The organism is Mesorhizobium sp. B2-1-3A, from assembly GCF_006442655.1.
GTDB lineage: Bacteria > Pseudomonadota > Alphaproteobacteria > Rhizobiales > Rhizobiaceae > Mesorhizobium.
The window spans coordinates 734,701-759,447 of record NZ_VFWK01000004.1 but is presented as its reverse complement, the minus strand read 5'-3'; the positions used below and the strand labels follow the sequence as shown (position 1 = coordinate 759,447).

Sequence of the window (24,747 nt, the reverse complement as noted above, 5' to 3'; positions counted from 1 at the left end):
TCGAGAGGAATTGATGACCGACGACTTCCGCTTGCTGATGCTCGGCGCCATGTATGAGAATGGCGGAAACACCACACATCGGTTTCTTGACGGCCACCCGGAGCTGTTCGTCTATCCGTTCGAGTCGCAGATCGGCACGCGGTTCGTCAGTGATGCCTTGACCTCGCTGTTCCCGGTCAAATACCGCTGGCCAGTCTTCCCGCTCGATGCGAGTCCAATGGACGATTACAGGCTGATCATCGACGAAGAATGCAAAGTGCGTGCGCGGACGCCACACGTCAGCAAGTTTCGTGACATGGCCTTCGACTTCAACGACGATGCCCGGAGCGATCGATACATCGAGTGCGTGAAGGCTAGCGGCCGCAGCGCCGCGAACAACGTCGCGGCCTTCTTCAGGTCTACATTCGATAGCTGGAAAGACTATAACCGCAGCGGCCGCGAGAAGGTTTATGTCGGCTACAGTCCGATCATCACGGTCGACTCCGAGGCGATTCTCGCCGCAATGCCCACCGCTCACATGATGCATGTGGTGCGTAATCCGTTCTCTGCCTACGCCGATACAAAAAAGCGGCCGGTTCCCATGCGCCTGTCGGACTATATGCGGGCGTGGTGCCTGAACCAATACCATGCCCTGCTTGCGCGGCATCGTCATCCAGACCGGGTTCACATCGTGAGGCTGGAGGATACTTTGTCCGACCCGCGCAAGGCTCTGGCGCCGGTTCTGTCCGCGCTGGGCATCGAGGATCACGTCGCGCTTTCGGTGCCGTCATGGAACGGTCTGGCGTTGCGTGAAGTCTACCCTTGGGGAACGATCCGCCGCGCCACACCGGAAGCCAATCGGGCGACAGCCGCGGAACTCTCTGTCCAGGAGCATGCGGCGGTGGCGCAGGCCGCCTGGCAATATCTCGATGTCTTCGACTATGGAGACTTCGCCGGAATGCGAGCCGTCTGAGATGCAACGCGCCGTTGTGACGGGCGGCAGCGGTTTTGTTGGCGCGAGTTTGGTCAGACGGCTGCTGTCGATGGGGTGGCATGTCGATCTGCTGCTGCGCCCGGGCTACGCGACGTGGCGTATCCCCACACAACAGTCGCAGCTTTCGACGCATGTGGTCGATCTGACGGACGCTTCGTCGGTGGAGGTGCTGTTGCATCGATGCGCCCCCGCTACGTGTTCCATCTGGCTGCGCACGGCGCATATTCATGGCAGACAGACGCAGCCAGGATTGCGCGTACAAACCTGGAGGCCACCCGCGCATTGGCTCTTGCCGCGCTCAAGGCGGACGTCGAGGCATTCGTGCATACAGGCAGTTCGCTGGAGTACGGCCGCAAGAGACACGCCCCCTCCGAGGACGAGCCAACCGAGCCCGAAGGGGCCTATGCCGTCTCCAAGGCCGCGGCGACCGCGCTCTGTCGCGATCTCGCGCGAAAATCCGGCATTCGCATGCCGACGCTTCGTCTCTATTCGATCTATGGGCCATGGGAAGAGCCGCGACGCCTTGTGCCGTCACTGCTTGTTCATGCAACAGCCGGGAAATGGCCGCCGCTTGCCAATCCCAACACGGCTCGTGATTTCGTCTGGGTCGAAGATGCGATCGACGCCTTGCTCATCGCAGCCAGCCGTCCGCTGGCGGATCCTGGGGCAATATTCAACATCGGCACCGGTAGACAAACCACACTGGGAGAAATCGTCGATATCGTGCGCGCCATGACAGGTTGCGAGGCTGAACCGCATTGGCAGAGCATGCCTGATCGAGGCTGGGACACGGACATCTGGCAGGCTGACACCCGACACGCCGCGACAGAGCTGGGCTGGACCGCGCAAACGCCATTGCGCACCGGTTTGCGGGAAACGGTTCAATGGTTGGGGAAAGATCGCGATCGTCTCGATTTCTATAGAGCAAACCTTGATCTGGCAGACACACGGCATCGACAACCGCCGGCGTCGGACCGCGGATAGAACGGCCAATCGCGCTGGACGGCTTCACTTTCGACCCATCGTCGGTTGCGCGACAACGATCATGTCGGTTTGTCGGGCGGCGTATCCCTGGCGATGGACGCGTGGTTCCTGAAATAGAAAACCCCGCCGGCAGGGAACCGGAGGGGTTAGTCCTGGGAGGACGCGCGACGCGCTGCGTTCGCCACCGCGCGCCACAAAGATATCGCCCGGTTGCGACGCTGGTGTGACATGCCGGCGGGCGCATCCCTCACCTGCCCGGCTGCAAAGACGAAAGTCCGGCATCAAGCCTTTGGAAAGGAGAAATATGGTTCTGTCAGAAGCTGAAGTGCGAGCGGGTGCCGGCCAAGGCTGGGCTATAGAGGCGGGCGAATGGATATTTTTGGCATCAAGGCGCTGTTGATCTCCGCGTTGATATTCATTCCGTTCGAACATCTGTTCCACGAGCGGCCCCAGAAGACCTTCCGCAAGGGCTTGGGTGTCGATCTGATCTATGTGCTGTTCAACGGCTTCATCATAAAAGTAGCCATCGTCCTGATAGCGGCCTACACGCTTGACGCCGCCGCAATCGTGGTCCCGCAATCAATGATGCGCGCCGTCGGCGGTCAGCCCGTCTGGTTGCAGGTCGCGGAAATCATCTTGATCACCGACATCGGTGTCTATTGGGCACACCGGGCCTTCCACAAAATCCCTGCGCTCTGGAGGTTCCACGCGGTACATCACGGCATTGAGGAACTGGACTGGCTCGGCGCTTTCCACTCCCATCCGGTCGACGCGATTGCGACAAAGGCAATATCGCTGACGCCGATCTTTTTCCTCGGGTTCTCCGAAGCCTCGATCGCCGCCTTCTCGGTGATATATTTTTGGCACACGCTGCTTGTGCATTCGAACCTGCGGATTCCGTTTGGTCCCTTGAAATGGCTGATCGCCAGTCCGCAATTCCATCGCTGGCACCATGCCAATCAGCGCGAGGCTTATGACAAGAACTTCGCCGGCCAACTCCCCCTCCTCGACATGGTGTTCGGCACCTACAATGCCACCGGCAACAAGGTGCCGGAAAAATACGGTGTCGATGATCCGATCCCGTCCAGCTATTTCGGTCAGGTCGGCTACCCGCTCGTGCCTCGCGGCAAGCGATCGAAACGGGCGGTGGCGAGCACGGAAGCCTGACGGCTAATATCAATGGCGACTGCCATCTGCTGCTCGAAATGGCGCTGTCGCCTGGTAGCGGAGATCGCGTCGTGGGTTGGTTTTGGCGGGCACCAGCAATAGTCATAGGTGTTTCGCGTTGGCCTCGATGCGTGAACTATCGGCAACGCCGGGCCAGTTCGACGCATTCGTCAAAGCCGTCGGCCTGATGATGAAGACCGAACCCAATTATTCCGCCGCCGACATGGCGCGGACGCGCGTGCCCGTGGCGATCGTTCAAAGTGAACATGACGAGTTCATCAAGCGGGAGCACGCGAACTATCTGTCCCAAAACGTCCCGGCGTCGGAACTGATCGTCCTGCCTGACGTCAGCCATTTCGCACCGCTGCAACGCCCCGGGCTGTTCAACAGCGTGCTCTTGGCCTTCCTCGGAAATATTCATTCCTGAGCATCCGACCACGCTGCGCTCCCTGAAGCGGGAAGGCTTTTTGCCTCGAATCGGCTAAGCCTTGGGGCATGAACGAGACCTCCCTTTATGCGCCGGTGAAGCGGTTCCTCGAAACTCTCGACTTCGTGGTGAAGGGGGAGATTGGCGGCTGCGACATCGTCGCGTTGCGCGAGGGCGAGCCGCCGATTGTCGTCATCTGCGAGCTGAAATTGCAGTTCAACCTCGAACTGGTGCTGCAGGGCGTCGACCGCGCGGCCGCTTGCGACGAAGTGTGGCTGGCGGCGCGTATGTCGGCACGAGGCAAGGGACGCGAAAGCGACGCCCGGTTTCGCAACCTCTGCCGCCGGCTCGGTTTCGGCTTGCTCGGTGTGACCGCGAATGACAAGGTCGAAGTGCTTGTCAGCCCGGCCGCGCCTGAGCCACGCAGGAATGCGCGGCGGCGCTCTCGCCTTGTCGACGAACACCAGCGCCGCCGCGGTGATCCTGTCGCGGGCGGAGGATCGCGCAATCCGATCATGACCGCCTACCGCCAGAGCGCCCTCACCTGTGCCGCCGCGCTTGTCCACGGACCCAAACGGCCGCGCGACCTGAAGGCGCTGACGCCGATCGCGCCGAAAATCCTGCAGCACAACGTCTATGGCTGGTTCGCGCGCGTGGACCGCGGCCTTTATGATCTCACGGATGCCGGCCGCGCCTCGCTGGTGCGTTGGCCGCAGGCCTCGCACGAGGATGTCCGACACGAGATTTTGATTGCGTCGGCCCCCTGAATGCGGCTGCTTGCCCGGCATGAAACGCCCCTCTTGGTTGATTTTTCAGACAAAATATGCTGCTTGTCCCGCCCATGAAGACACTCTGCATGATGGCCATGGCGTCCCTGACGCTAGCTTTCCCGGCCAGCGCAATGGACAACGCCTTGCGTGCCGGGCTGATGAAACTTGATCCGCAAACACGCCTCGAGCAGCGGTGCGATGCCGAAATCCTGGACCGGATCACCCACGACGATCGCAAGTTCAAGGCCGACCGTGTTGTCGCCTACGCCTTCGCCACGCCTGAGATGAGCGCCGATGCAATCAGGAGCCCCGGTGCGGCGTTCCGCAGCAAGGGGCAATGGTACCGGCTGAAGTTCAAATGCCAGACGGGGCCGGACCATATGGAAGTTCTCCAGCTTCGTTACCGGATCGGCGATGAGATTCCAGAAGCCGACTGGGCAAAATACAATCTCTACGACTAGTTTTTTTCGCGGGCTTGTGTCGGCTTCGGTTCACGAGCCGGCGGCGGCTGAAAATCTCCTGTAATGCCACTGCCACGAAAGTGGTTTTCCAGCGTTGTCCAATGCGGCGCCTTGACGGCAGCGGACCATGCCTTTAGGCCCGTCGCAATAGTCGACGACGAACACTCGGCGAAGGGCTTCCAGGTCGATGGAAATATTTACCGCCGCAGGCCTATCGGCCCTTCTTCAGGTCATTGCCATCGACCTTGCGCTTGCGGGCGACAATGCCATCGTCATCGGCCTCGCCGCGGCCGGACTGCCGGCCAGCCAACGCAAACGGGCCATTCTCGTCGGCATCGCCGCGGCCACCGTCCTTCGCATTTTCTTCGCCTTGATCACGCAATGGCTGCTCACCATCGGGCCCATGTTGCTTATCGGCGGCGGCCTGCTCTTGCTGTGGGTCTGCTGGAAGATGTGGCGTGAATTGCGCGTCAGCCACGAGCAGGAGCGTGACGCCACGGAAGCGCTATCGAACGGCGACTTCGACAAGGATGGGGTCATCGGCGGCAAGGGGCCAAGCAAGACCTTCTCGCAGGCAGCCTGGCAGATTGTCATTGCCGACGTTTCCATGTCGCTCGACAATGTTCTGGCCGTAGCCGGCGCGGCCATGAACCATCCGACGGTGCTGATTGTCGGGCTGGCCCTGTCGATCGCCCTGATGGGCTTTGCCGCGTCGTTCGTCGCGCGCCTGCTGCACAAATACCGCTGGATTGCCTATCTCGGCCTGGTGATCATCCTCTATGTTGCGGTCAAAATGCTGCTTGACGGGGCCGTGCAGCAATTCCCCGAAAACTTCGCTTTCCTGGCACCCTGGTTCGGATCCGGAGGCCACTGAGCCATCCTTATGGCGCGGATCGGCCTGTCGGCCGGTTTGCTTGATTGCGGAAGCCATGCTATTGCGCCGCGCGTATTGGCTCCAGCCACGCGCCACAGACCGACATTTACAGCGACTTGAGGTCGGATCAGCGTTCGGCCCGTACTCCCATTGGAAACTAGCCTATGTCCGCCCCTCGCGTCAGTTTTGTCAGCCTTGGATGCCCGAAGGCGCTCGTCGATTCCGAGCGTATCATCACGCGCCTGCGCGCCGAAGGCTATGAGATCGCCCGCAAGCATGATGGCGCTGATCTCGTTGTGGTCAACACTTGCGGTTTCCTGGATTCCGCCCGTGACGAGTCGCTCAATGCCATCGGTTCCGCGCTTTCGGAAAACGGCAGGGTCATCGTCACCGGCTGCCTTGGTGCCGAGCCGGACGTGATCCGCGAGAAGCACCCCAACGTGCTTGCGATCACCGGACCGCAGGCCTACGAGAGCGTGATGGCCGCCGTGCATGAGGCAGCCCCGCCTTCGCACGATCCCTATATCGATCTGCTGCCGCCGCAAGGTGTCAAGCTGACGCCGCGCCACTATGCCTATCTGAAGATTTCGGAAGGCTGCAACAACCGCTGCACCTTCTGCATCATCCCCGCCCTGCGTGGCGATCTCGTTTCGCGCCCGGCCGCCGACGTGCTGCGCGAGGCCGAAAAACTGGCCAAGGCCGGCGTCAAGGAACTCCTCGTCATCTCGCAGGACACCAGTGCCTACGGCATCGACATCAAGTACCAGACGTCGATGTTCGGCGATCGCGAAGTGCGCGCGAAATTCCTCGATCTCTCGGAAGAACTGGGCAAGCTCGGGATCTGGGTGCGCATGCATTATGTCTACCCCTACCCGCATGTCGCCGACGTCATCCCGCTGATGGCCGACGGCAAGATCCTTCCCTATCTCGACATCCCGTTCCAGCATGCTTCGCCGCAGGTGCTGAAGAACATGCGGCGTCCGGCGCATGGCGAAAAGACGCTCGAACGCATCCGCGGCTGGCGCGACGTGTGCCCCGACCTCGCCATCCGCTCGACCTTCATCGTCGGCTTCCCCGGCGAGACGGACGAGGATTTCGAGATGCTGCTCGACTGGCTGGACGAGGCCAAGATCGACCGTGCCGGCTGCTTCAAATACGAGCCGGTCAAGGGCGCCCGTTCCAACGACCTCGGCCTCGAACAGGTTCCGCAGGATGTCAAGGAAGCACGCTGGCACCGCTTCATGCAGCGCCAGCAGAAGATTTCGGCGACGCAGTTGGCCAGGAAGGTCGGCAAGCGCCTGCCGGTGCTGATCGACGAGGCGCACGGCACCTCGGCGAAGGGCCGCACCAAATACGACGCGCCCGAGATCGATGGTTCGGTCCACATCCAGTCGCGCCGCCCGATGCGTGCCGGCGACATCGTCACGGTGAAGATCGAGCGTGCCGACGCTTATGACCTCTACGGTTCGGCTGTCTGAGCCTTCCGTCCGTTTCTCCGGGCATATAAAAAGGGCGCCTCGCGGCGCCCTTTCCCATTCGAAACGTGGTGCGCAGCTTACTGCGGCAGCTTGTCGTCGACGCCTTTCACGTAGAAATTCATGCCGAGTAGCGTGCCGTCGTCGGCGACCTCACCGTCCTTCAGCCACGCCGAACCGTCCTGCTTGGCGATCGGTCCGGTGAAGGGGTTCCAGCCGCCGGCGATCTTCTTCTCGGTCGCCTCGGCCATCGCCTTCACATCGTCGGGCATGTTGGTGTAGGGCGCGAGCTTCACCGCGCCGTCCTTGATGCCGAGCCAGACATTGTCCGGCTTCCAGGTGCCGTCGATGGCTGCCTGCACGCGGCTGATGTAATAGGGGCCCCATTCGTCGGTCAGCGAGGTCATCTGCGCATTCGGCGCGAACTTGATCATGTCGGACGACTGGCCGAAGCCGTGCAGCTTGCGCTCCTCGGCCACCTGCAGGGCAGCGGTCGAATCGGTATGCTGGACGATGATGTCGGCACCCTGGTCGAACAGCGCCTTGGCGGCGTCGGCTTCCTTGCCCGGGTCAAACCACGAGTTCACCCAGACGATCTTGGCCTTGAAGTTCGGGTTGATCGACTGCGCGCCGAGCATGAAGGAGTTGATACCCATCACCACTTCCGGGATCGGGAAGGAAACGATGTAGCCGGCGACGCCGGACTTCGATTCCTTGGCGGCGATCTGGCCGAGTACGTAGCGGCCTTCATAAAAGCGGGCATTGTAGATCCCGAGATTGTCACCGGTCTTGTAGCCGGTGGCGTGCTCGAACATCACCTTGGGAAACTTCTTGGCGACCTTCACTTCGGCGTCCATGAAGCCAAACGACGTGCCGAAGATGATCTTGCAGCCTTCGCGTGCCAGGCGCTCGAAGGCGCGGTCGGCATCGGGGCCTTCGGAGACGTTCTCCAGATAGGCGGTCTCGACCTTGTCGCCGAGCGCTTTCTCGACCTCAAGGCGGCCCTGGTCGTGCTGGTAGGAGTAGCCGAAATCGCCGATCGGGCCGGTATAGACCCAGCAGGCCTTCAACTTGTCGGCAGCCTCTGCGGACGCGGCCAGCGACAATGCCGCTGTCGTCGTCATCAGGGCAATAAGCAGTTTTTTCATTGTGTTACCTCTCTGTGTTAAGCCTTGGAGCTTCCCGTTTGTTATTATTGTCAACGATCCGGAACGAATGGCTGCCCCAGGGATGCCGGCGTGTTCATCATCGTCAGACGCTTGTTGCGCGAGATTAGAACGAGAACCACGACGGTTGCCAGATAGGGCAGAGAAGAAAGCATCTGCGAGGGCACGGGAATGCCAAAAGCCTGTGCATGAAGCTGGCCGATCCACACCGCGCCGAAGATGTAGGCGCCGGCCAGCACGCGCCACGGCCGCCACGAGGCGAACACAACGAGAGCCAGAGCGATCCAGCCGCGGCCCGCGGTCATGTTCTCGACCCATTGCGGCGTGTAGACCAGCGACAGATGGCCGCCGGCCAGACCGGCGCAGGCGCCGCCGAAGATGACCGAGAGATAGCGGTAGCGGATGACCTTGATGCCGAGCGCGTGCGCCGAAGCATGGCTATCGCCGATAGAGCGGAGTGTCAGGCCAGTACGCGTCTTGAACAGGAACCACATGACGGCGGCGGTCAGCGCGATCGAGATGTAGAAGATCGGATCCTGGCCGAACAGCAGCCTGCCCACGACCGGGATCGAGCTGAGGCCGGGAATGTCGAGATTGGGCAGCCTGACGCCAGGCTGGCCGACAAAGCTCGTTCCGATCATGCCGGAGAGGCCGAGGCCAAGCAGCGTCAGCGACAGGCCGGTCGCCACCTGATTGGTGGCCAGCGACAGCGTCATGACCGCGAACAGCAGCGAGAACAGCGCGCCCATCGCGATTGCCGCCAGAAGGCCGATCCAGGGCGATCCGGTCAGGTAGCCGGCCCCGAACCCGCCGACCGCGCCCATGATCATCATGCCTTCGACGCCGAGATTGAGCACGCCGGAGCGTTCGACCACCAGTTCGCCGATCGCCGCGATCAAAAGCGGCGTCGCCGCCGTGGCGATGGTCAGGAGGATATTGACGGTGATGTCCATCAGCGGGCTTCCTTCAGCTTCGGCGCGGCTTCGAGCGGTGCCGCGCCCTGCGGCTTGGTCAACGCCAGGCCGATCAGCCGGATGCGGTAGTGGATGAGCGTGTCGCAGCCGAGCACGAAGAACAGCAGCATGCCCTGGAACACCCTCGCCACCTTGTCTGAAATGCCGAGCGCGCTTTGCACCGCTTCGCCGCCGAGATAGGTCAGCGCCAGAACCAGGCCCGCAGCGACGATGCCGAGCGGGTTCAGGCGTCCGAGGAACGCCACGATGATGGCGGTGAAGCCGTAGCCGGGAGAAATCACCGGCTGCAACTGCCCGATGGCGCCGGAGACTTCCGAAATGCCGGCAAGGCCGGCCAGTGCGCCCGACAGCAGGAAGGCGAAGAACACCATGCGGCTGAGACCGAAGCCGGCGAAGCGCCCTGCCCTCGGGCTGGAGCCCAGCACGCGGACCTCGAAGCCCTTGAGCATGCGGCCCATCAGGATCCAGATCAGCACCGCGGCAACCAGCGCGAACACAAAACCCCAGTTGGCGCGTCCGGCGTCCGGCATCAGTTCCGGCAGGACCGCCGAATCGCCGAACTGGATCGTCTGCGGGAAACCATGGCCCTGCGGATCGCGCCATGGGCCGCGCACCAGCCAGTCGAGGAAGAGTTGGGCGACATAGACCAGCATCAGGCTGGTCAGGATCTCATTGGTGTTGAACCGGGTCTTGAGCAAGGCCGGGATCGCCGCGTAGGCGGCACCGCCGACCATGCCGAGCAGAAGCATCAGCGGCAGCACCAGCGGGCCTTCGAACTGAGGAAACAGAACCGGAATGGCCGAGCCGAAGATGGCGCCGAAAATGAACTGGCCTTCGGCGCCGATGTTCCAGATGTTGGCCTTGTAGCAGACCGACAGGCCGACCGCGATCAGGATCAGCGGCGCCGCCTTGATCGCCAGCTCATGCAATTGCCAGACCTGACTGATCGGCTCGATGAAGTAGATCCGGAACGCGGTCAGCGGATTGACGCCGAGCAGGGCGAACATGATGGCGCCGGCGACAATGGTGAGCGCGAAGGCGATGAACGGTGACAGCATCGAAAACAGCGCCGAGCGCTGCGGGCGTTTAACGAGTTCAAGGCGCATCATGCCGTCTCCAGCGTGTGTTCGGCGTGGCCGGGCTCGGCGCCGCCCATCAGCAGGCCGACCTTCTCGAAGGTCGCCTCGGCGATCGGCATCGGCTTGGACAATTCGCCATTGTGCATGACCGCGATTGCGTCCGATATCTCGAACAGCTCGTCGAGATCCTGGCTGATCACCAGAACCGCCGAGCCGCTGCGCGACAGCTCGATCAAGGCCTGTCGGATATGGGCGGCAGCACCGGCATCGACGCCCCAGGTCGGCTGGTTGACCACCATGACGCTTGGGCGGCGGTCGAGTTCGCGGCCGACGATGAATTTTTGCAGATTGCCGCCCGAAAGTGCGGCCGCTTCCGGATCCGGCGCGCTCTTGCGCACATCCATCGCCACGATGATGCGTTGTGCGGCAGCGTAGACGGCGCCGCTTTTGACCATCCCGCCAGTGCCGACAAACGCCTTGCCGTCGGTCGCGTGGCGCGACAGCAAAAGGTTTTCCGAGAGTTTCATGCGCGGCGCGGCACCATGGCCGAGGCGCTCCTCCGGCACGAAGGCGGCACCAAGCAGGCGCCGTCCGGTGATGGTGAGACCGCCCGCATCCTTGCCCCGGATACGCACCGAGGCGGCATCCTGCTGCAAGACCTCGCCGGAAACGGATTCAAAGAATTCGCCCTGGCCGTTGCCGGCAACACCGGCAATGCCGATCACCTCGCCGGCGCGGACATTCAGGCTGATGTTCTTGAGCGGAATCGAAAACGGCGTCGCCGGCTTGCGGCTGAGGCTGCGGATTTCGAGCAGCGGCTGCGCGGTTTCGATCCCCTCGACCGGCGCGCGCACCACGGCCTGCACTTCGTTGCCGACCATCATGCGGGCGAGCGAGGCGGCTGTCTCCTCGCGCGGATTGCAGTGACCGACCACCTTGCCATGCCGCAACACGGTGGCGCGGTCGCAGATCCGTTTGACCTCTTCCAGCCGGTGCGAAATGTAGAGGATCGATTTGCCTTCCGCGCGCAGCCGCTCCAGCGTCTCGAACAGCTTGTCGGCTTCCTGCGGCGTCAACACCGAGGTCGGCTCGTCAAGGATGATGAGCTGCGGCGTCTGCAGCAGGCAGCGGATGATTTCGATACGCTGGCGTTCGCCGACCGACAGGTCGCCGACCAGCGAGTCCGGATCGAGCGGCAGGCCGTAGCTGTAGGAAAGCGCCCTCGCCTTCGCGGCGATGCTGCTGATCGGCGAGCCGTCATCGAGCGACAGCGCGATGTTCTCGGCCGCGGTCAGCGCCTCGAACAGGGAAAAATGCTGGAACACCATGCCGATGCCGAGCTTCTTGGCTGCACCCGGGCTGGTGATGCGCACCGCCTGGCCGTTCCAGAAAATCTCGCCGGAATTGGGTTCCAGCGAGCCGAACAGCATCTTGACCAGCGTCGACTTGCCGGCGCCGTTCTCGCCAAGCAGCGCGTGGATTTCACCCTTGGCGATGTTGAGATCGACATGATCGCACGCGGTCAGCGTGCCGAATATCTTGGTCAGGCCACGAACCTCAAGCAGGTTCGCCCCATCATGATCTGCACTCACAGTGCCTCCCATCTGGTTCGCCAGATATGTTCTGTGTTCCCGCAAGCATGGTAGGCGCCGCCGGCTCTGGACGGAAAGCGGCACGCGTCTTGAAAGAGCTTCAAGAATTTCAGCGGAAATTCAAGGGATAACAAGGCAGGCGGGACTAAGGAATGAGAATAGTCGTCCCCGTTGTCCTGCGGCCTTCGAGATCCGAGTGTGCCTTGCCGGCGTCCTTCAGCGCATAGCGCTGGTTGATCTTGATCTCGACGGCGCCGCTGAGCACCACGTCGAACAGCGCGGCCGCGGAGGCATCGAGGTCCTCACGTTTTGCGTTGTAGACGAACAGTGTCGGCCTTGTGGCGAACAACGAACCCTTCTGCGCCAGGAGCGACATGGAAAATGGCGGGATCGGTCCCGACGACTGGCCAAAGCTGACGAACATGCCGAGCGGCCTCAGGCAGTCGAGCGAAGCCGGGAACGTGTCGTTGCCCACCGAATCGTAGACGACGTCGCATTTCCTGCCGCCGGTGATGGCGGCGACGCCGGCGACGAAATCCTGCTCCTTGTAGTTGATGACATGGTCGAAGCCGTGCGCCTTGGCGAGCTCGATCTTGTCGGTCGAGCTTGCCGTGCCGATGACGGTCGCACCGAGATGTTTCGCCCATTGACCAAGAATAAGCCCGACGCCGCCGGCCGCGGCATGGAACAGGATCGTGTCGCCCGCTTTCACCTTGAAGGTCCGGCGCAGCAGATATTCGGCCGTCATGCCCTTCAGCATCATCGCGGCCGCCTGTTCATCGCTGATGCCGTCCGGAACCTTGACGACCCGGCTGGCATCGATGACGCGTTCTTCGGCATAAGCTCCCGTCGTCACGGCATAGGCGATCCGGTCGCCCGGCTTCAGCCAATCGACGTCCTGCCCTACCTCCAGCACCACGCCGGCGGCCTCGCTGCCCGGAATGAGCGGAAAACCTCCGGGCGGCGGATAGAGACCGGAGCGATGATAGACGTCGATGAAGTTGAGGCCGATGGCCGTATGCCTGACCAGAATCTGCCCGGAACCTAGCTGGCCGGGATCGACGTCATCATAGGTCAGAACTTCCGGACCGCCATGGGCGTGGATACGGATCGCTTTGGACATGGATTGGGATTCCTCTGGCTGATCAGGCCTTCTTGGCACCGAGATTTGGAAAGAACTGCATGATGCCACCGATGCAGGCCAGATAGAGCCCGGTAATGGTAATGCCGATCTTGGTGAAAGTGCCGACCTGTTCGCCCAGCACGCCGATCTGATCGTAGAAGGCTGCCAGAGCCGCCTGCGCAAGCGCAAGCGCGCCGAAGGCGCACCACAAAAGGGTCATTGTGAGATTGATGCGTCGCAGCCGCACCACCCGCACCGGATGAATGAAATTGATCGGGATGAAAGTCAGGATGCCAGCCACCACCACGACAGCGAACGACACCCATTGTCCCGGTTCGATGACGAACAGCGTGAACACCACCATGTTCCAGACCACGGGGAAGCCCTTGAAGAAATTCTCCTTCGTCTTCATGCCGGTGTCGGCATAATAGATCGCGCTGGAAACGACGATGATCGCAGCCGAAAGGAACGACAGTCCCTCGCCCATGAAGCCGCGCTGGTAGAGCGCGAAGGCCGGGATCAGCACATAGGTCACATAGTCGATGATGTTGTCGAGGAGTTCGCCCGACCAGGTCGGCAGGATTTCCTTGACCTCGAGCTTCCTGGCGATCGGCCCGTCGATGCCGTCGACGAACAGCGCCAGTCCGAGCCACCAGAACATTGCCGTCCAGCGCTCCTCGCTCGCCGCCACCAGCGACAGGAATGCAAGGAACGAGCCTGACGCGGTCAGCAGGTGGACGGAGAACGCCCTTGCCTGCGGCCAGGTGACCTTCTTCTTCGGCCGCGGAATCCGGTCCGCGATCTTCTTGGCGGCCTTTCTGGCCGTAGTGTTCTTGCTCACGGGCCCCGCCAATCCAGCTTGCAGATTTCGGCCGAGCGGCCAGCAAAGTTCCAATTGCGGCCGAAGGCGCGCATCTTGCTCTTGTCGGACCTCGCCACGATGATCTCCGGCGCGATCCAGTATTCCGAGTTCGTGATCACCGTATCCTTCTCGCGATCCTTGCCGGCGATTGGCGTCACCGCGCCATCGATGATCTTCGGTATCTGGAAGATACGCGTCTTGTCCCGCGTCTCATAGGTGATCGGCACCTGTTCCACACCCAGGAATTTTCCGACGAGGATCGACAGCAGCGACGTGGTCCCGCCCGCCTTGCCGGTGAAGATCTTCGTCAAGGCCTTGACCGCATAGATCGAGGCGCGTTTGTCGATGAACAGGCCGGCGGTCCAGTTGCCTCGGCTCATGTAGCCGGGGATTTCCATGATCAGCCCGAGGTTTAGGCCTGACAGGTCGACCTCGCCGAAATGACCGGCATCGATGCGGAAACCCGCCCAGGTCTGGCAATAGCCTTCGGTCGGAGGGTGACTGCCGAGCGACAGCACGCAAGGGCAAAAAACCGTGCAATTGCAGGAGAGTACGAGCTCTCCTTTCATTGCCCAGCCCTGATCTGTCATCGAATTTCCCCCACTGAAAGCGAGACTACTAGCAGCGCGGCTGCCCAGACAAGCAGTATCGCACCGGCCAGCCGGGTTGGAAGACTGCCCGTCATTTGTTTTTCAATCAGGGTGAACACGCCGATCAGCGCCATCCAGAAGATGTTCATCACGCCGACGGCGAACATCACCAGCATGAGCGCCCAGCAGCAGCCGAAACACCAGATGCCTTGCACGACACCAAGCCGGAAGACGCTGCTGGCTTTGGCGCTCCAGTTCGAAAACAGGATCGAGAACGGGTTGCGGCATTTCTTCAGGCAGGCCTTCTTGAGGCCGCTGAACTGATAGAGGCCGGCGACCAGCAATGCGAGCGCGCCGGCAATCCCAAGCACCGGATCGTAGATCTCGCGGGACGCGGCGAATGTGTGCACGCTGAGCGTCAGTGCCGAGAACAGGACCGAGGCAGCGAGCCAGACGCCGAGATACCCGGCAACCAGCACCAGAGGATGAACGACCGGCTCGCCCTTGATCCGGGCTGTATCGGCGATCTCGCAATAGGTGCGGATCATCGGGGCAGCGGACGGCAGCATCGCCGCGATTGCCATCAGGAACCACATCACGGTGAGAGCAACGGCACGAAAGCCGATGCTTGCGTCCAGCGGCGCCGGCGATAGGCAGAGGGCGAAGAACCGCTCCAGGAAATCGGGCAGCGGCAGCTGTGGCAGGCCGTGCAGGAGGGTGTCGCCGGGCGCGCTGCCTCGGACATCGGCGCCCCGAATCGCCATCGCCCCCAGCAACAGCCAGGCGAATGCGATGCCGGCGCCGACGACGATGTTGACCGTCAAACGCGGGTTGCGCGCGACATTTGCCATGGCGCGGCCGGCGCGGTCGAGATGGCTGAAATCGTCCTGGTGGCCGGTCATGACAACCGAATGGGCCGAATCGCCGCGTTGATCAAGCCGCATGATCTGACCTATATGCCTATAGATTGGCAGGTCTGGTGGCCCGCCTAGCATCATAAGCCGGAAGCCGACCTTGGAGCATCAGGAAACAGCGCGCATACTGATTGCCGGCACCGGGCCTGCGGGCCTGATCGCGGCGCTCGCTTTCGCTGATGCCGGCTTTGCGGTGACGCTTGTCGGGCCCGAGGCGTCGGCCCCCGATGGCCGTACCACGGCGCTGATGAACCCTGCCCTGAAAGTGCTTGAGCGGCTTGATCTCCTCGAAGACATCAAACCCAAGGCCGCGCCGTTGAAAGTCATGCGCATCGTCGATGCGACGAGCAGGCTGATCCGCAGTCCCGTCGTCACCTTCCGCGCCGCCGAGATCGATGAGGAGCAGTTTGGGCTGAACTTGCCCAACAGCGTCCTTGGCCCGGAGCTTGCCGCCAAGGTGGCCGCGCATTCCGGGATCGAATGGCGCAGGTCTATGGTCAAGGCCTGGCATCTCGGCGCCGACAAAGCCCACGCCGACCTCGCCGACGGCAGTGAGGTTGGCGCGTCGCTGGCGGTTGCCGCCGATGGACGCCAATCGCCCGCCCGCGAGGCAGCGGACATCTCGACTGCCGCACGCTCCTACCCGCAAGCCGCGCTCGTGCTCAATTTCGGCCATGGCCGAGACCATGCCTTCACCTCGACGGAGTTCCACACAGAGACAGGCCCGTTCACACAGGTTCCGCTGCCGGGCAATCGCTCAAGTCTCGTCTGGGTGGTTAAGCCCGAGACAGCCAAGGCGCTTGCCGCCCTGGATGACGCAACGCTTTCAATGCGGGTCGAGCAGCAGATGCAGTCAATGCTGGGTCGGGTCACCGTGGAACCGGGCCGGCAGATCTATCCGCTTTCGACCGTCACGCCCCTGCGCTTCGCACGAGAGCGGGTGGCGCTCGTCGGCGAAGCCGCCCATGTGTTTCCGCCAATCGGTGCGCAAGGCCTCAACCTTGGCATCAGGGATATTGACGATCTGGTTGGTATTGCGAGCGAAAATCGTGAGGACCCCGGCGGCGCCAAGGCCCTTGCCGCCTACGATTTCAAGCGTCGCCCCGATATTCTGGCGCGTAGCGGTGCGGTCAATCTCCTCAACATGTCGCTGCTTTCCGACATGTTGCCGGCGCAGATCGCGCGGGGCGCTGGTCTGGGCGTTCTCGGCGGTTTTGCGCCGCTGCGCGCCTTCTTCATGCGCGAAGGGCTTCGTCCGGGCAGCGGCTTTGCAGCACTCGTGGGTGGCCTGCGAAAGCCGGTGCGGCATCGGTAGCGACTTGCGGACTTTATCGCGGCATCGCGACATCAACCAAAACCTTTGCGCCGAATTCTGCGTAGCTTGAAGACGCTCAGACGCTTCGGGATTGAATTGACTCGGAGTCTGCGCCAAATAAAGTCAAGGAATTCAGTGGTGAGTACGATGAAAACGGCCAAATTCGCGATCGGACAGGTGGTTCGTCACCGGCTGTTTCCGTTTCGGGGCATCATTTTCGACGTCGATCCGCAATTCGCCAACACCGACGAATGGTACGAAGCCATCCCCGCCGATGTGCGGCCCCGCAAGGATCAGCCATTCTACCATCTGCTCGCGGAGAATTCGGAAACCGAATACATAGCCTATGTGTCCGAGCAGAATCTGCTCGAGGACCGGTCGGGCGAGCCCGTTCGCCACCCGCAGATCAAGGAGATGTTCGACAAGAAGCCGGATGGACGCTACGAGCCGAAACGGCAATCCAGGCACTGACCTCCCGGCACTCCAGCTATCCGCCGAGAAATTCAGGCCGGAAACGAAAAAAGCGGGGCATGGCCCCGCTTTTTTCTTTGGCACCGGCCTTGGCCGGATGCCGGTGATCAGTTGGCGGTCTTCGCCTTGTCCTGCTCGTCCTTGAGCTTCTTGGCGAAGTCCTGGTTGTTCTTGGCCACGAAGTCCTGAAGCTTCTTCTGCCGGTCCTCGATGTCCGACTGCTGCAGCGGCGGGCCGTCATAGGCACCGCTGAAGCCCTGCAGCGCGATCTTGATCGGGTTGGCCTGGTTCTGGAAATTGATCGAGGTCAGCGTGATACCCTGACCTTTCTTGAACGAGGCGACGAGCTGGTCGGTCAGCGGCACTTCCGCCACGCAACGATCCGGGAAGCAGATGACATAGTCGAGCTTCTGAGCCTTGCCGGTGTCGATCTGCAGGCCGATACCGGGAGGCACGAGGCGACCGGTCGGCACCGTGACCTGGAACACCTTGCGGTTAACCTTGCCCTTGAGTTCGATCAGGCTGACACCGGTGACGAGCTGACCGTTGCCGGCGGTGACGATGTTCTGGACGTTGCAGATATCGACGTCTTCCTGCTTGGTGCAGGCCTTGAACCAGCCCTGGGGTATCTGCTGCTGTTGCTGCGCGGAAGCCGCGGGAAGTCCTGCGCCCAGAAAGCCGATCACGCCAGCGGCCATGACCGACAGGCGGTACGCGTTGCTGTTCAGGCTCGTCATGTCGTGCATTTCCTCTCAAATGATCCCGGAACCGGCTTCTCTGCGCCGTGTGGTCCAGCTACCTGTTGCCGAAATGAGGCAACAGAATGACTTCGGACGGCGTGTTACACTGCAAGCGGTGCCGAATCCAGCCCGCTCACTTGTAATTCTTGATGACACCATTGGCCGGCACGCAGCTGCCTCATGCTAGGGTGCGCACCGAATCATCAAGCCGACCTGTTAAGGAGACGGTCATGGGCCGCGTTCTTGTTTGGCTGATCACCGCGATATCGTTTCTCACCCTGCCGCTGCCGGCGCTGTCGGAGCCAAAATACGCGATTGCCATGCAAGGCGAACCGGCCCTGCCGCCGGACTACGCGCATTTCAGCTACGTCAATCCCGACGCGCCGAAGGGCGGCAGCATCACCTACTGCGTCGTCGGCAGCTTCGATAATCTCAACCCTTTCATCCTGAAAAGCCTGCGTACGACCGCGCGCGGCATGATGGACACGATCTTCGGCAATCTGGTCTTCGAGCCGCTGATGCAGCGCAGCGCGGATGAGGCATTCACGCTCTATGGGCTGCTCGCCGATACCGCCGACATGGACCCGGAGCGCAAGAGCATCGAATTCCATCTCAACCCGAAGGCCAAATGGTCGGACGGACAGCCGGTGACGCCGGAAGACGTGCTGTTCACCTATGATGTCTATACGCAAAAGGGCCGCCCGCCCTACAGCGACCGCATGGCCAGGATCGCCAAGCTCGAAAAGACCGGCGACCACAGCGTGCGCTTCACTTTCAACGACAAGGCCGATCGCGAATTTCCCCTGATCATCGCGCTGACGCCGATCATCCCCAAGCATGCCTTTGACATGGACACATTCGACAGGACGACGCTGAAGCCGCTGATCGGCAGCGGACCCTACACGATCGCGCAGGTGACGCCCGGCCAGCGCATCGTCTTCAAGCGCAATCCGGACTACTGGGGCAAGGACGTACCCGCCAAGCGCGGCTTCGACAATTACGACCAGATCACCATCGAATATTTCCTCAACGCCAACGCCAAGCTCGAAGCCTTCAAGAAGGGCCTTTGCGCCATCGACGACGACAGTGATCCGGTGAAGCGTGAGCGCGATCTCGACTTTCCCGCCTTCCACAGGGGCGAGGTGGTTTCCGAAACTTTCGACACCGGCATTCCGCCTGTCGTGACCGGTTTCCTGTTCAACACCAGGCTGCCGAAATTCTCCAACCCGGTGGTTCGGCGCGCGCTCGGCATGCTTTATGATTTCGAATGGGCGAACAAGAACCTGTTCGGCGGCAAATACACGAGAACGATGAGCTATTGGCAGAATTCCGAACTCTCCGCGCTTGGCCATCCGGCCGACGACAGGGAAAAGGCGTTGCTGGCCCCCTACCCCGGCCGCGTCCCGGCCGAAATCATGGACGGCACCTGGAAACCGCCGGTGACCGACGGTTCAGGCCAGGACCGCAAGGTGCTTAAGGCCGCTTTCGATCTCCTGAAAAGCATCGGTTACCACGTGCAGGACGGCACAATGCTCGATCCCGAAGGCAAACCTTTCGGATTCGAGATCCTGACCGCTTCGCAGGACGAAGAACGCCTGGCCGGCATCTACCAGCGCACACTGGAGAAGATCGGCATCAACGTCAGCATCCGCAGCCTGGATGGCGACCAGATCCAGTCGCGCAAGCAGCGTTTCGACTTCGAGGTGCTGGTCGGCTCGAGCGGCTTCAACAATTCCTTGTCCCCGGGCATCGAGCAGATCGGGCGTTGGTCGTCCGCCGCGGCCAAGACCGAAGGATCATTCAATCTTGCCGGCGTCGCCGACCCGGCAATCGATGCCGCGATCGACGCCATGCTGAACGCACACACCAAGGAGGATTATGTCGCCGCCGTTCGCGTTCTCGACCGGCTGCTGATCTCGGGCAACTACATGGTGCCGATGCAGTACAACACGCAGCAGTGGCTTGCGTATTGGAATTATCTGGAACATCCGCGGAAGACGCCCATATTCGGTTATCAGCTGCCGACCTGGTGGCGCAAACCGAACTGAAAATCCGGAGATCGAGATGAGCGAAGCGAACGCCATAACCGTTGACGTGGTGTCGGACGTCGTCTGTCCGTGGTGCTTCATCGGCCAGAAGCGGCTTGACAAGGCGGTTGCCGCGGCCGGCGATGTAGATGTGCACATACGCTGGCGGCCGTTCCAGCTCGATCCGACCATTCCGCCGCAGGGCAAGGACCGCCGGGAGTATATGCTGGCCAAGTTCGGCAGCGACGAGCGCATCCGCGAGATCCATGCCCGCATCGAACCGCTTGGCGACGCCGAGGGCATTTCCTTTGCCTTCGATGCCATCAAGGTGGCGCCAAACACGCTGGATGCGCACCGCCTGATCCGGTGGGCTGGCGCCGCTGGCGAAGCCGTGCAGAACAGGCTGGTCCGCCGCCTGTTCCAGCTGAATTTCGAGGAGGGCGTCAACATCGGCGACCATGCCGTGTTGGTCGAAGCCGCCCGCGAGGCCGGCATGGACGCATCCGTGGTGGCGACGCTCTTGCCGACTGACGCCGATGTCGAGGCGGTGCGCACCGAGATCGCCACGGCATCGCGCATGGGCATATCAGGCGTGCCGTGTTTTCTGCTTGAAGGCAAATATGCCGTGATGGGTGCGCAAGACGTCGACACGCTGGCCGATGCCATCCGCCAGGTGGCGGCGGCCAAGGCGCGCGGCGAACTGGACACGGTCGGCTGACGCCTGTCATTCCTTCGCCTGCCGCAAAGACTTTTTGAGGTCATTGCTCGGCCTTTGGGACAGGGCCGTTGACACATTATGACGGCCTGTTTTCCAGAATTTTCGTTAGCCGCAATGAAAAATCGGTCGACCGAACAAGCCAAAATGGGTCACGAAATCGTGTGAATACCTTCCCCAAGGGAAGGTATGTGTGTCCTGTTATCGGGCCCGGTAAACGAATGATATCACTGTATTAAATCGCCTTTCGGCGGGCTTGCCCGCGACGCATGGGAAGCCCGTTCTGTTGCCTTGCCGACACGGCTGGCACCTTTATCCCGCCGTCCCTCTACAAAAATTAATGGAAAATGATCAATTGGTGTTACCATCCGTAACAAAACAAAAAAGGTTTGGGCGGGATCGTGATTCGGATCGGCAGACGATCGCAGGAGTCAGTACCGGATGGACTACACAGCGGCGGCGCGGAGCGGTCGCATTTGACGCCGGTATCCTCGATGCGCAGTTTCTGGGGGCTCATGCGGGCCTACTGGTTGTCGGATCGGTGGAAAGAAGCCTGGACGCTGACGCTGGTAATCGCGCTGCTTACCGCGCTGTCCAGCAAGGCGGGCGTCTGGTTCGCCGAAGCTTCTGGTGAGTTGGTCAACTCGATCGCCTTCTTCCACGACGCCGCCAACACCACGCCGCTTCGCACACTGCTGGTCAATGCAGGTATTCTTGTTTTGCTGGTCGTGCTCAAGGACGCCGGCTTCACCGGCATCCGCAATCTTGTCTCTGTGACCTTGCACCGCAAATGGCGCGGCTGGCTGGACAGCCGTTTCAACGAGGCGCTGCTGGACGGCAACCATACGCATTTCCATGCCCAGCATGCTTCGACCGGCGGCGGCGCCTCCGCTCCCGACAACATCGACCAGCGCGTGCAGGAATCGATCAAGGATATGACGGGCGGCGCCATAGGCCTCGCCATGGGCGTGCTTGGCGTCGCCACCTCGCTTTATTTCGTCGGTCAGAAGCTGCTCGAAACCTCCGTCGAGGTGAAGGGACTGGAATTCCTCGGCAGCTACGGCAGCGCCATCCTGGCCTTCCTGGCGGTCGCCACTTACGTGCCGTTGAACACATGGATCGCGGTCAAGCTCGGCAGCCTGCTGGAACGCCTCAATGTGCGGATGCAGCAAGCCGAAGGTAGCTATCGCGGCGAACTGACCACCTTCCTGCGCCGCAGTTTTCATGTCGCGGCATCGCATGGTGAAGGTGTGCAGAAGTCAATGCATCGCCGGCTCTACGTTGATATCGACGGAACCTGGTCGCGGCTGAACATTGTCAACACCGTCTATATGTCGTTCGAGCTGATCTACAATTTCATCGGCGCCCGCATCGTCGCCTACGGGCCAGGCTTGGTGCCGTTCATTCATAACGGCCTCGATCTAAAGGGCTATATAACCGGCTCCGAACTGGTCAATTCGCTGATTGGCCAATGTTCCTGGTTCATCCATGTCATGCCGGCAATCGCCACGCTGCGCGCCAACAGCCAGCGTGTCACCGAACTGGCGAATGCGATCGAAAACGTCCAGCACCCGCAGGAATTCTACAGCCAGACCGGCCGCTCCGACTTCCACTATGCCAGCCAGAACCCGGTTTTCGGCCTGACCATCCAGAAACTCGAATTGGCGCATCAGGGCGAGGATGCGACACCGTTCCTCAGCGCCGCGAACCTGCGCTTCCGGCGCGGCGAGTGGACCTTCCTGAAAGGCGAATCCGGCTGCGGCAAGACCTCGCTGATAAAGGCGATCAACGGCCTCTGGCCCTATGGCCGCGGCACCATCGTCTTCCCTGACGGGGTAAAGAGTTTTTATGCCGCCCAGGAGGTCAAGCTGCAGCAGGTGTCGCTGAAACAGTTGGTCTGCCTGCCGGGCTCCGAACACGACCATGGCGATGCTCAGGTCGCGTCGGCGCTGCACAAGGCTGGCCTTGGTGACTTCATCGAACACATGGCCAATGAAAACCGCGAGGGCAAAAGCTGGGATCAGGTCCTGTCGGGCGGTCAGAAACAGAAGCTGGTGGTGGCTCGCATCATCCTGCAGCAGCCGGGCCTCCTGTTCCTCGACGAGGCGACCGGCGCGCTCGACCCGGAGGGCAAGATTGCCTTCCATCAGGCGATCAAGGACAATTGTCCGGATGTCACTGTGATCAGCGTCATGCATGAGGCGGTAGCGCCCAGATCGGCTGCCGGTACCGAGTTCTACCACTCGATCGTCTTGATCGCCGATGGTGTCGCCACCAAGAAGCCGCTGGCTCCGACCCTGCCCGTCGAACTCACCACGATCCTGGCCCAGCCACGGCCGGTCGAAGACAAATGGCTGCGTTTCTCGCGCCGGCTGAAACAGAAATAACGATGCGTTCACTTCGACTTGCCGGACAAAACGGCAGTCGGCGATCACAGTGTCGCGATCGAAGCCATCACGCACCGTTTTCCATCGTCACCACGATTGACACGGCAAGGCGCGCTCCTATGTTGCGCCGGCTTGCTGATAGTCAAACGCGAACCCGCAAGCAGAAAGGTCACCGCGCCATGCCTGGCGACAGTATTAGTCGAACGCAACCGCCGTCCGCCTAGACGTGACCTGAATGGTTCATGTCCTGCCGGACGGCAAGGAGTGAGCCATGAACGATTTCTTCCCTGTAGCGGACGACGAGGCCGTCGCCATCGCCCGCATCCTTGCAAACGACCATGTCGCCGACGTGGTCGAGGCGCTCAACCATGAATCGCGCGAAACCGCGACGGATCTGCTTTGCGCCGTACCCTTCGAGCGTCTGGTCGAGATTTTCGATCAGCCTGAACTCGAGGGTGCGCCCGAACTCGCGGAGGCCCTGCCCCGCCCCAAGGCAAGCAAGCTGCTCACCGCCATGTCCGTCGACCGCGCGGCCGACATCCTGCGCGAGCTCGATGAGCCGGCACGCTCCGAACTGCTCGGTGCGCTGGCGCCGCCATTGCGCGCGACCTTGCTTTCCATTCTGGGCTATCCCGAAGGTAGCGCCGCATCGATCATGACGACGGAGTTCGTCAGCGTTCCCTCGGACTGGACCGTCGGGCGCACGCTCGACTACATACGCAAGGTCGAGCGGACGCGCGAAACCGTCTACGCGATCTACATTGTCGATCCGCAGACGCACCTCCTGGTGCGGTCGACGGGCTTGCGCCGGCTCATCACCGGTGAGCCGGACGATCCGATCCTTTCGGTGGCGCCGGACCGCATGCCGGTCACGGTCACACCGCTGACCGATCGCGAAAACCTGGCGCAGACGATCTCCAAATACGATCTGCTTGCCGTCCCGGTTGTCGACCATGGCAAGATTCTCGGCATCGTCACCATCGACGACATCATCGATACGATGATCGAGGAGACGACCGAGGACGTGCACCGCTTCGGCGGCATGGAGGCGCTCGACGAGCCCTACATGAAGATGAGCTTCCTCGCCATGATCCAGAAGCGGGCCGGCTGGCTCTGCGCCCTGTTCCTCAGCGAAATGCTCACCGCCAACGCCATGCAGAGCTACGAGAGCGAGTTGGAGAAGGCGATCGTGCTCACCCTTTTCATCCCGCTGATCATGAGTTCCGGCGGCAATTCCGGCTCGCAGGCGACCTCGCTGGTCATCCGCGCGCTGGCACTACGCGAAATCGGCCTCGGCGACTGGTGGCGGGTTGCGCTGCGCGAACTGCCGACCGGACTCGTGCTGGGGTCGATCCTTGGCGTTGTCGGTGTCTGCCGCATCACGCTGTGGCAGTATTTCGGTTTCTACGATTACGGCCCGCACTGGCCGCTGATTGCAGCGACGGTCGGGACGACACTGGTCGGCATCGTTACCTTTGGTTCCCTCTCGGGGTCGATGCTGCCGTTCGCCCTGAAACGGATCGGGTTTGATCCCGCCAGCGCATCGGCGCCATTTGTCGCGACGCTGGTCGATGTCACCGGACTGGTGATCTATTTCTCGGTGGCGCTCGTCATCCTGCGCGGCACCCTGCTGTAGCCGCGCCAGTTATCTCCGCCGCTGG

Annotated in this window: 22 protein-coding genes and 2 pseudogenes; 15 read left to right on the top strand and 9 right to left on the bottom strand. The window is 61.6% G+C overall.

The annotated features are described in order from the left end of the window. The first annotated feature begins 13 nt into the window (after positions 1 to 13). The 9 genes and pseudogenes from FJ977_RS19550 (at position 14) to rimO (ending at position 7,134) form a co-directional block, all read left to right on the top strand. Positions 14 to 952, top strand: coding sequence for a sulfotransferase (locus tag FJ977_RS19550; RefSeq protein WP_140773837.1), 939 nt, complete (start codon positions 14 to 16; stop codon positions 950 to 952). Then, positions 873 to 1,109: pseudogene (locus FJ977_RS36765) on the top strand (NAD-dependent epimerase/dehydratase family protein); the annotation flags it as partial. The gene FJ977_RS19550 and the pseudogene FJ977_RS36765, both read left to right, overlap by 80 nt. Positions 1,110 to 1,153: 44 nt before the next feature. Further along, a complete protein-coding gene (locus FJ977_RS19540) occupies positions 1,154 to 1,957 on the top strand; it encodes an NAD-dependent epimerase/dehydratase family protein (protein ID WP_140773836.1) in 804 nt (267 codons plus the stop codon). Between the two features lie 369 nt (positions 1,958 to 2,326). After that, complete coding sequence (locus FJ977_RS19535; protein WP_140773835.1) at positions 2,327 to 3,124, top strand: sterol desaturase family protein; 798 nt, start codon at positions 2,327 to 2,329, stop codon at positions 3,122 to 3,124. 133 nt (positions 3,125 to 3,257) lie between these two features. After that, a pseudogene (locus FJ977_RS19530) lies at positions 3,258 to 3,551 on the top strand (alpha/beta hydrolase); the annotation flags it as partial. 68 nt (positions 3,552 to 3,619) lie between these two features. Further along, entirely contained in the window at positions 3,620 to 4,318 is a 699-nt protein-coding gene (locus FJ977_RS19525; protein ID WP_140773834.1) for a DUF2161 domain-containing phosphodiesterase, read from the top strand. Positions 4,319 to 4,374: 56 nt separating this feature from the next. After that, a complete protein-coding gene (locus tag FJ977_RS19520) occupies positions 4,375 to 4,782 on the top strand; it encodes a DUF930 domain-containing protein (protein WP_181179963.1) in 408 nt (135 codons plus the stop codon). Between the two features lie 187 nt (positions 4,783 to 4,969). Further along, the gene (locus tag FJ977_RS19515; protein WP_140773832.1) at positions 4,970 to 5,656 is read left to right on the top strand and encodes a TerC family protein; all 687 of its coding nucleotides are present in this window, start codon (positions 4,970 to 4,972) and stop codon (positions 5,654 to 5,656) included. A 164-nt stretch (positions 5,657 to 5,820) separates the two neighbouring features. Continuing rightward, positions 5,821 to 7,134, top strand: coding sequence for a 30S ribosomal protein S12 methylthiotransferase RimO (rimO, locus tag FJ977_RS19510; protein WP_140773831.1), 1,314 nt, complete (start codon positions 5,821 to 5,823; stop codon positions 7,132 to 7,134). Between the two features lie 77 nt (positions 7,135 to 7,211). Here rimO and FJ977_RS19505 read toward each other — a convergent pair whose 3' ends face one another. The 8 genes from FJ977_RS19505 to FJ977_RS19470 form a co-directional block, all read right to left on the bottom strand. After that, a complete protein-coding gene (locus FJ977_RS19505) occupies positions 7,212 to 8,279 on the bottom strand; it encodes a BMP family ABC transporter substrate-binding protein (RefSeq protein ID WP_140773830.1) in 1,068 nt (355 codons plus the stop codon). A 50-nt stretch (positions 8,280 to 8,329) separates the two neighbouring features. Next, on the bottom strand, positions 8,330 to 9,250 hold the full coding sequence (locus tag FJ977_RS19500; protein WP_140773829.1) for an ABC transporter permease: 921 nt from the start codon (positions 9,248 to 9,250) through the stop codon (positions 8,330 to 8,332). Beyond that, positions 9,250 to 10,380: an ABC transporter permease gene (locus tag FJ977_RS19495; protein ID WP_140773828.1), complete on the bottom strand. Its 1,131-nt coding sequence runs from the start codon at positions 10,378 to 10,380 to the stop codon at positions 9,250 to 9,252. Before FJ977_RS19495 ends, FJ977_RS19500 begins: the two co-directional genes overlap by 1 nt. Beyond that, positions 10,377 to 11,954, bottom strand: coding sequence for an ABC transporter ATP-binding protein (locus FJ977_RS19490; protein WP_181179961.1), 1,578 nt, complete (start codon positions 11,952 to 11,954; stop codon positions 10,377 to 10,379). The genes FJ977_RS19495 and FJ977_RS19490 overlap by 4 nt, the downstream gene beginning before the upstream one ends. 133 nt (positions 11,955 to 12,087) lie before the next feature. Continuing rightward, positions 12,088 to 13,065: a quinone oxidoreductase gene (locus tag FJ977_RS19485; RefSeq protein WP_140773826.1), complete on the bottom strand. Its 978-nt coding sequence runs from the start codon at positions 13,063 to 13,065 to the stop codon at positions 12,088 to 12,090. A 22-nt stretch (positions 13,066 to 13,087) separates the two neighbouring features. Next, entirely contained in the window at positions 13,088 to 13,906 is an 819-nt protein-coding gene (gene pcsA, locus FJ977_RS19480; RefSeq protein WP_140773825.1) for a phosphatidylcholine synthase, read from the bottom strand. Further along, positions 13,903 to 14,517 (bottom strand): DUF1326 domain-containing protein, encoded by a 615-nt coding sequence (locus tag FJ977_RS19475; protein WP_095788751.1) that lies wholly within the window; start codon positions 14,515 to 14,517, stop codon positions 13,903 to 13,905. Before FJ977_RS19475 ends, pcsA begins: the two co-directional genes overlap by 4 nt. After that, positions 14,514 to 15,461, bottom strand: a complete 948-nt coding sequence (locus FJ977_RS19470) for a DUF2182 domain-containing protein (protein WP_140773824.1) — start codon at positions 15,459 to 15,461, stop codon at positions 14,514 to 14,516. The genes FJ977_RS19475 and FJ977_RS19470 overlap by 4 nt, the downstream gene beginning before the upstream one ends. Before the next feature lie 70 nt (positions 15,462 to 15,531). On the opposite strand from FJ977_RS19470, the gene FJ977_RS19465 reads away from it, so the two are divergent. Both FJ977_RS19465 and hspQ read left to right on the top strand, forming a co-directional pair. Continuing rightward, positions 15,532 to 16,746 (top strand): UbiH/UbiF family hydroxylase, encoded by a 1,215-nt coding sequence (locus FJ977_RS19465; protein ID WP_140773823.1) that lies wholly within the window; start codon positions 15,532 to 15,534, stop codon positions 16,744 to 16,746. Positions 16,747 to 16,893: 147 nt separating this feature from the next. Then, a complete protein-coding gene (gene hspQ, locus FJ977_RS19460; protein WP_056577259.1) occupies positions 16,894 to 17,217 on the top strand; it encodes a heat shock protein HspQ in 324 nt (107 codons plus the stop codon). 107 nt (positions 17,218 to 17,324) lie between these two features. Here hspQ and FJ977_RS19455 read toward each other — a convergent pair whose 3' ends face one another. Continuing rightward, positions 17,325 to 17,954: an invasion associated locus B family protein gene (locus tag FJ977_RS19455; RefSeq protein WP_140773822.1), complete on the bottom strand. Its 630-nt coding sequence runs from the start codon at positions 17,952 to 17,954 to the stop codon at positions 17,325 to 17,327. A gap of 233 nt (positions 17,955 to 18,187) precedes the next feature. On the opposite strand from FJ977_RS19455, the gene FJ977_RS19450 reads away from it, so the two are divergent. The 4 genes from FJ977_RS19450 (at position 18,188) to mgtE (ending at position 24,722) form a co-directional block, all read left to right on the top strand. Continuing rightward, complete coding sequence (locus tag FJ977_RS19450) at positions 18,188 to 20,005, top strand: extracellular solute-binding protein (RefSeq protein ID WP_140773821.1); 1,818 nt, start codon at positions 18,188 to 18,190, stop codon at positions 20,003 to 20,005. A 16-nt stretch (positions 20,006 to 20,021) separates the two neighbouring features. After that, positions 20,022 to 20,702 (top strand): DsbA family protein, encoded by a 681-nt coding sequence (locus tag FJ977_RS19445; protein ID WP_140773820.1) that lies wholly within the window; start codon positions 20,022 to 20,024, stop codon positions 20,700 to 20,702. 491 nt (positions 20,703 to 21,193) lie between these two features. Further along, the gene (locus tag FJ977_RS19440) at positions 21,194 to 23,086 is read left to right on the top strand and encodes an ABC transporter ATP-binding protein/permease (RefSeq protein ID WP_181179983.1); all 1,893 of its coding nucleotides are present in this window, start codon (positions 21,194 to 21,196) and stop codon (positions 23,084 to 23,086) included. Between the two features lie 271 nt (positions 23,087 to 23,357). Next, on the top strand, positions 23,358 to 24,722 hold the full coding sequence (mgtE, locus tag FJ977_RS19435) for a magnesium transporter (RefSeq protein WP_140773818.1): 1,365 nt from the start codon (positions 23,358 to 23,360) through the stop codon (positions 24,720 to 24,722). Positions 24,723 to 24,747: the final 25 nt, after the last annotated feature.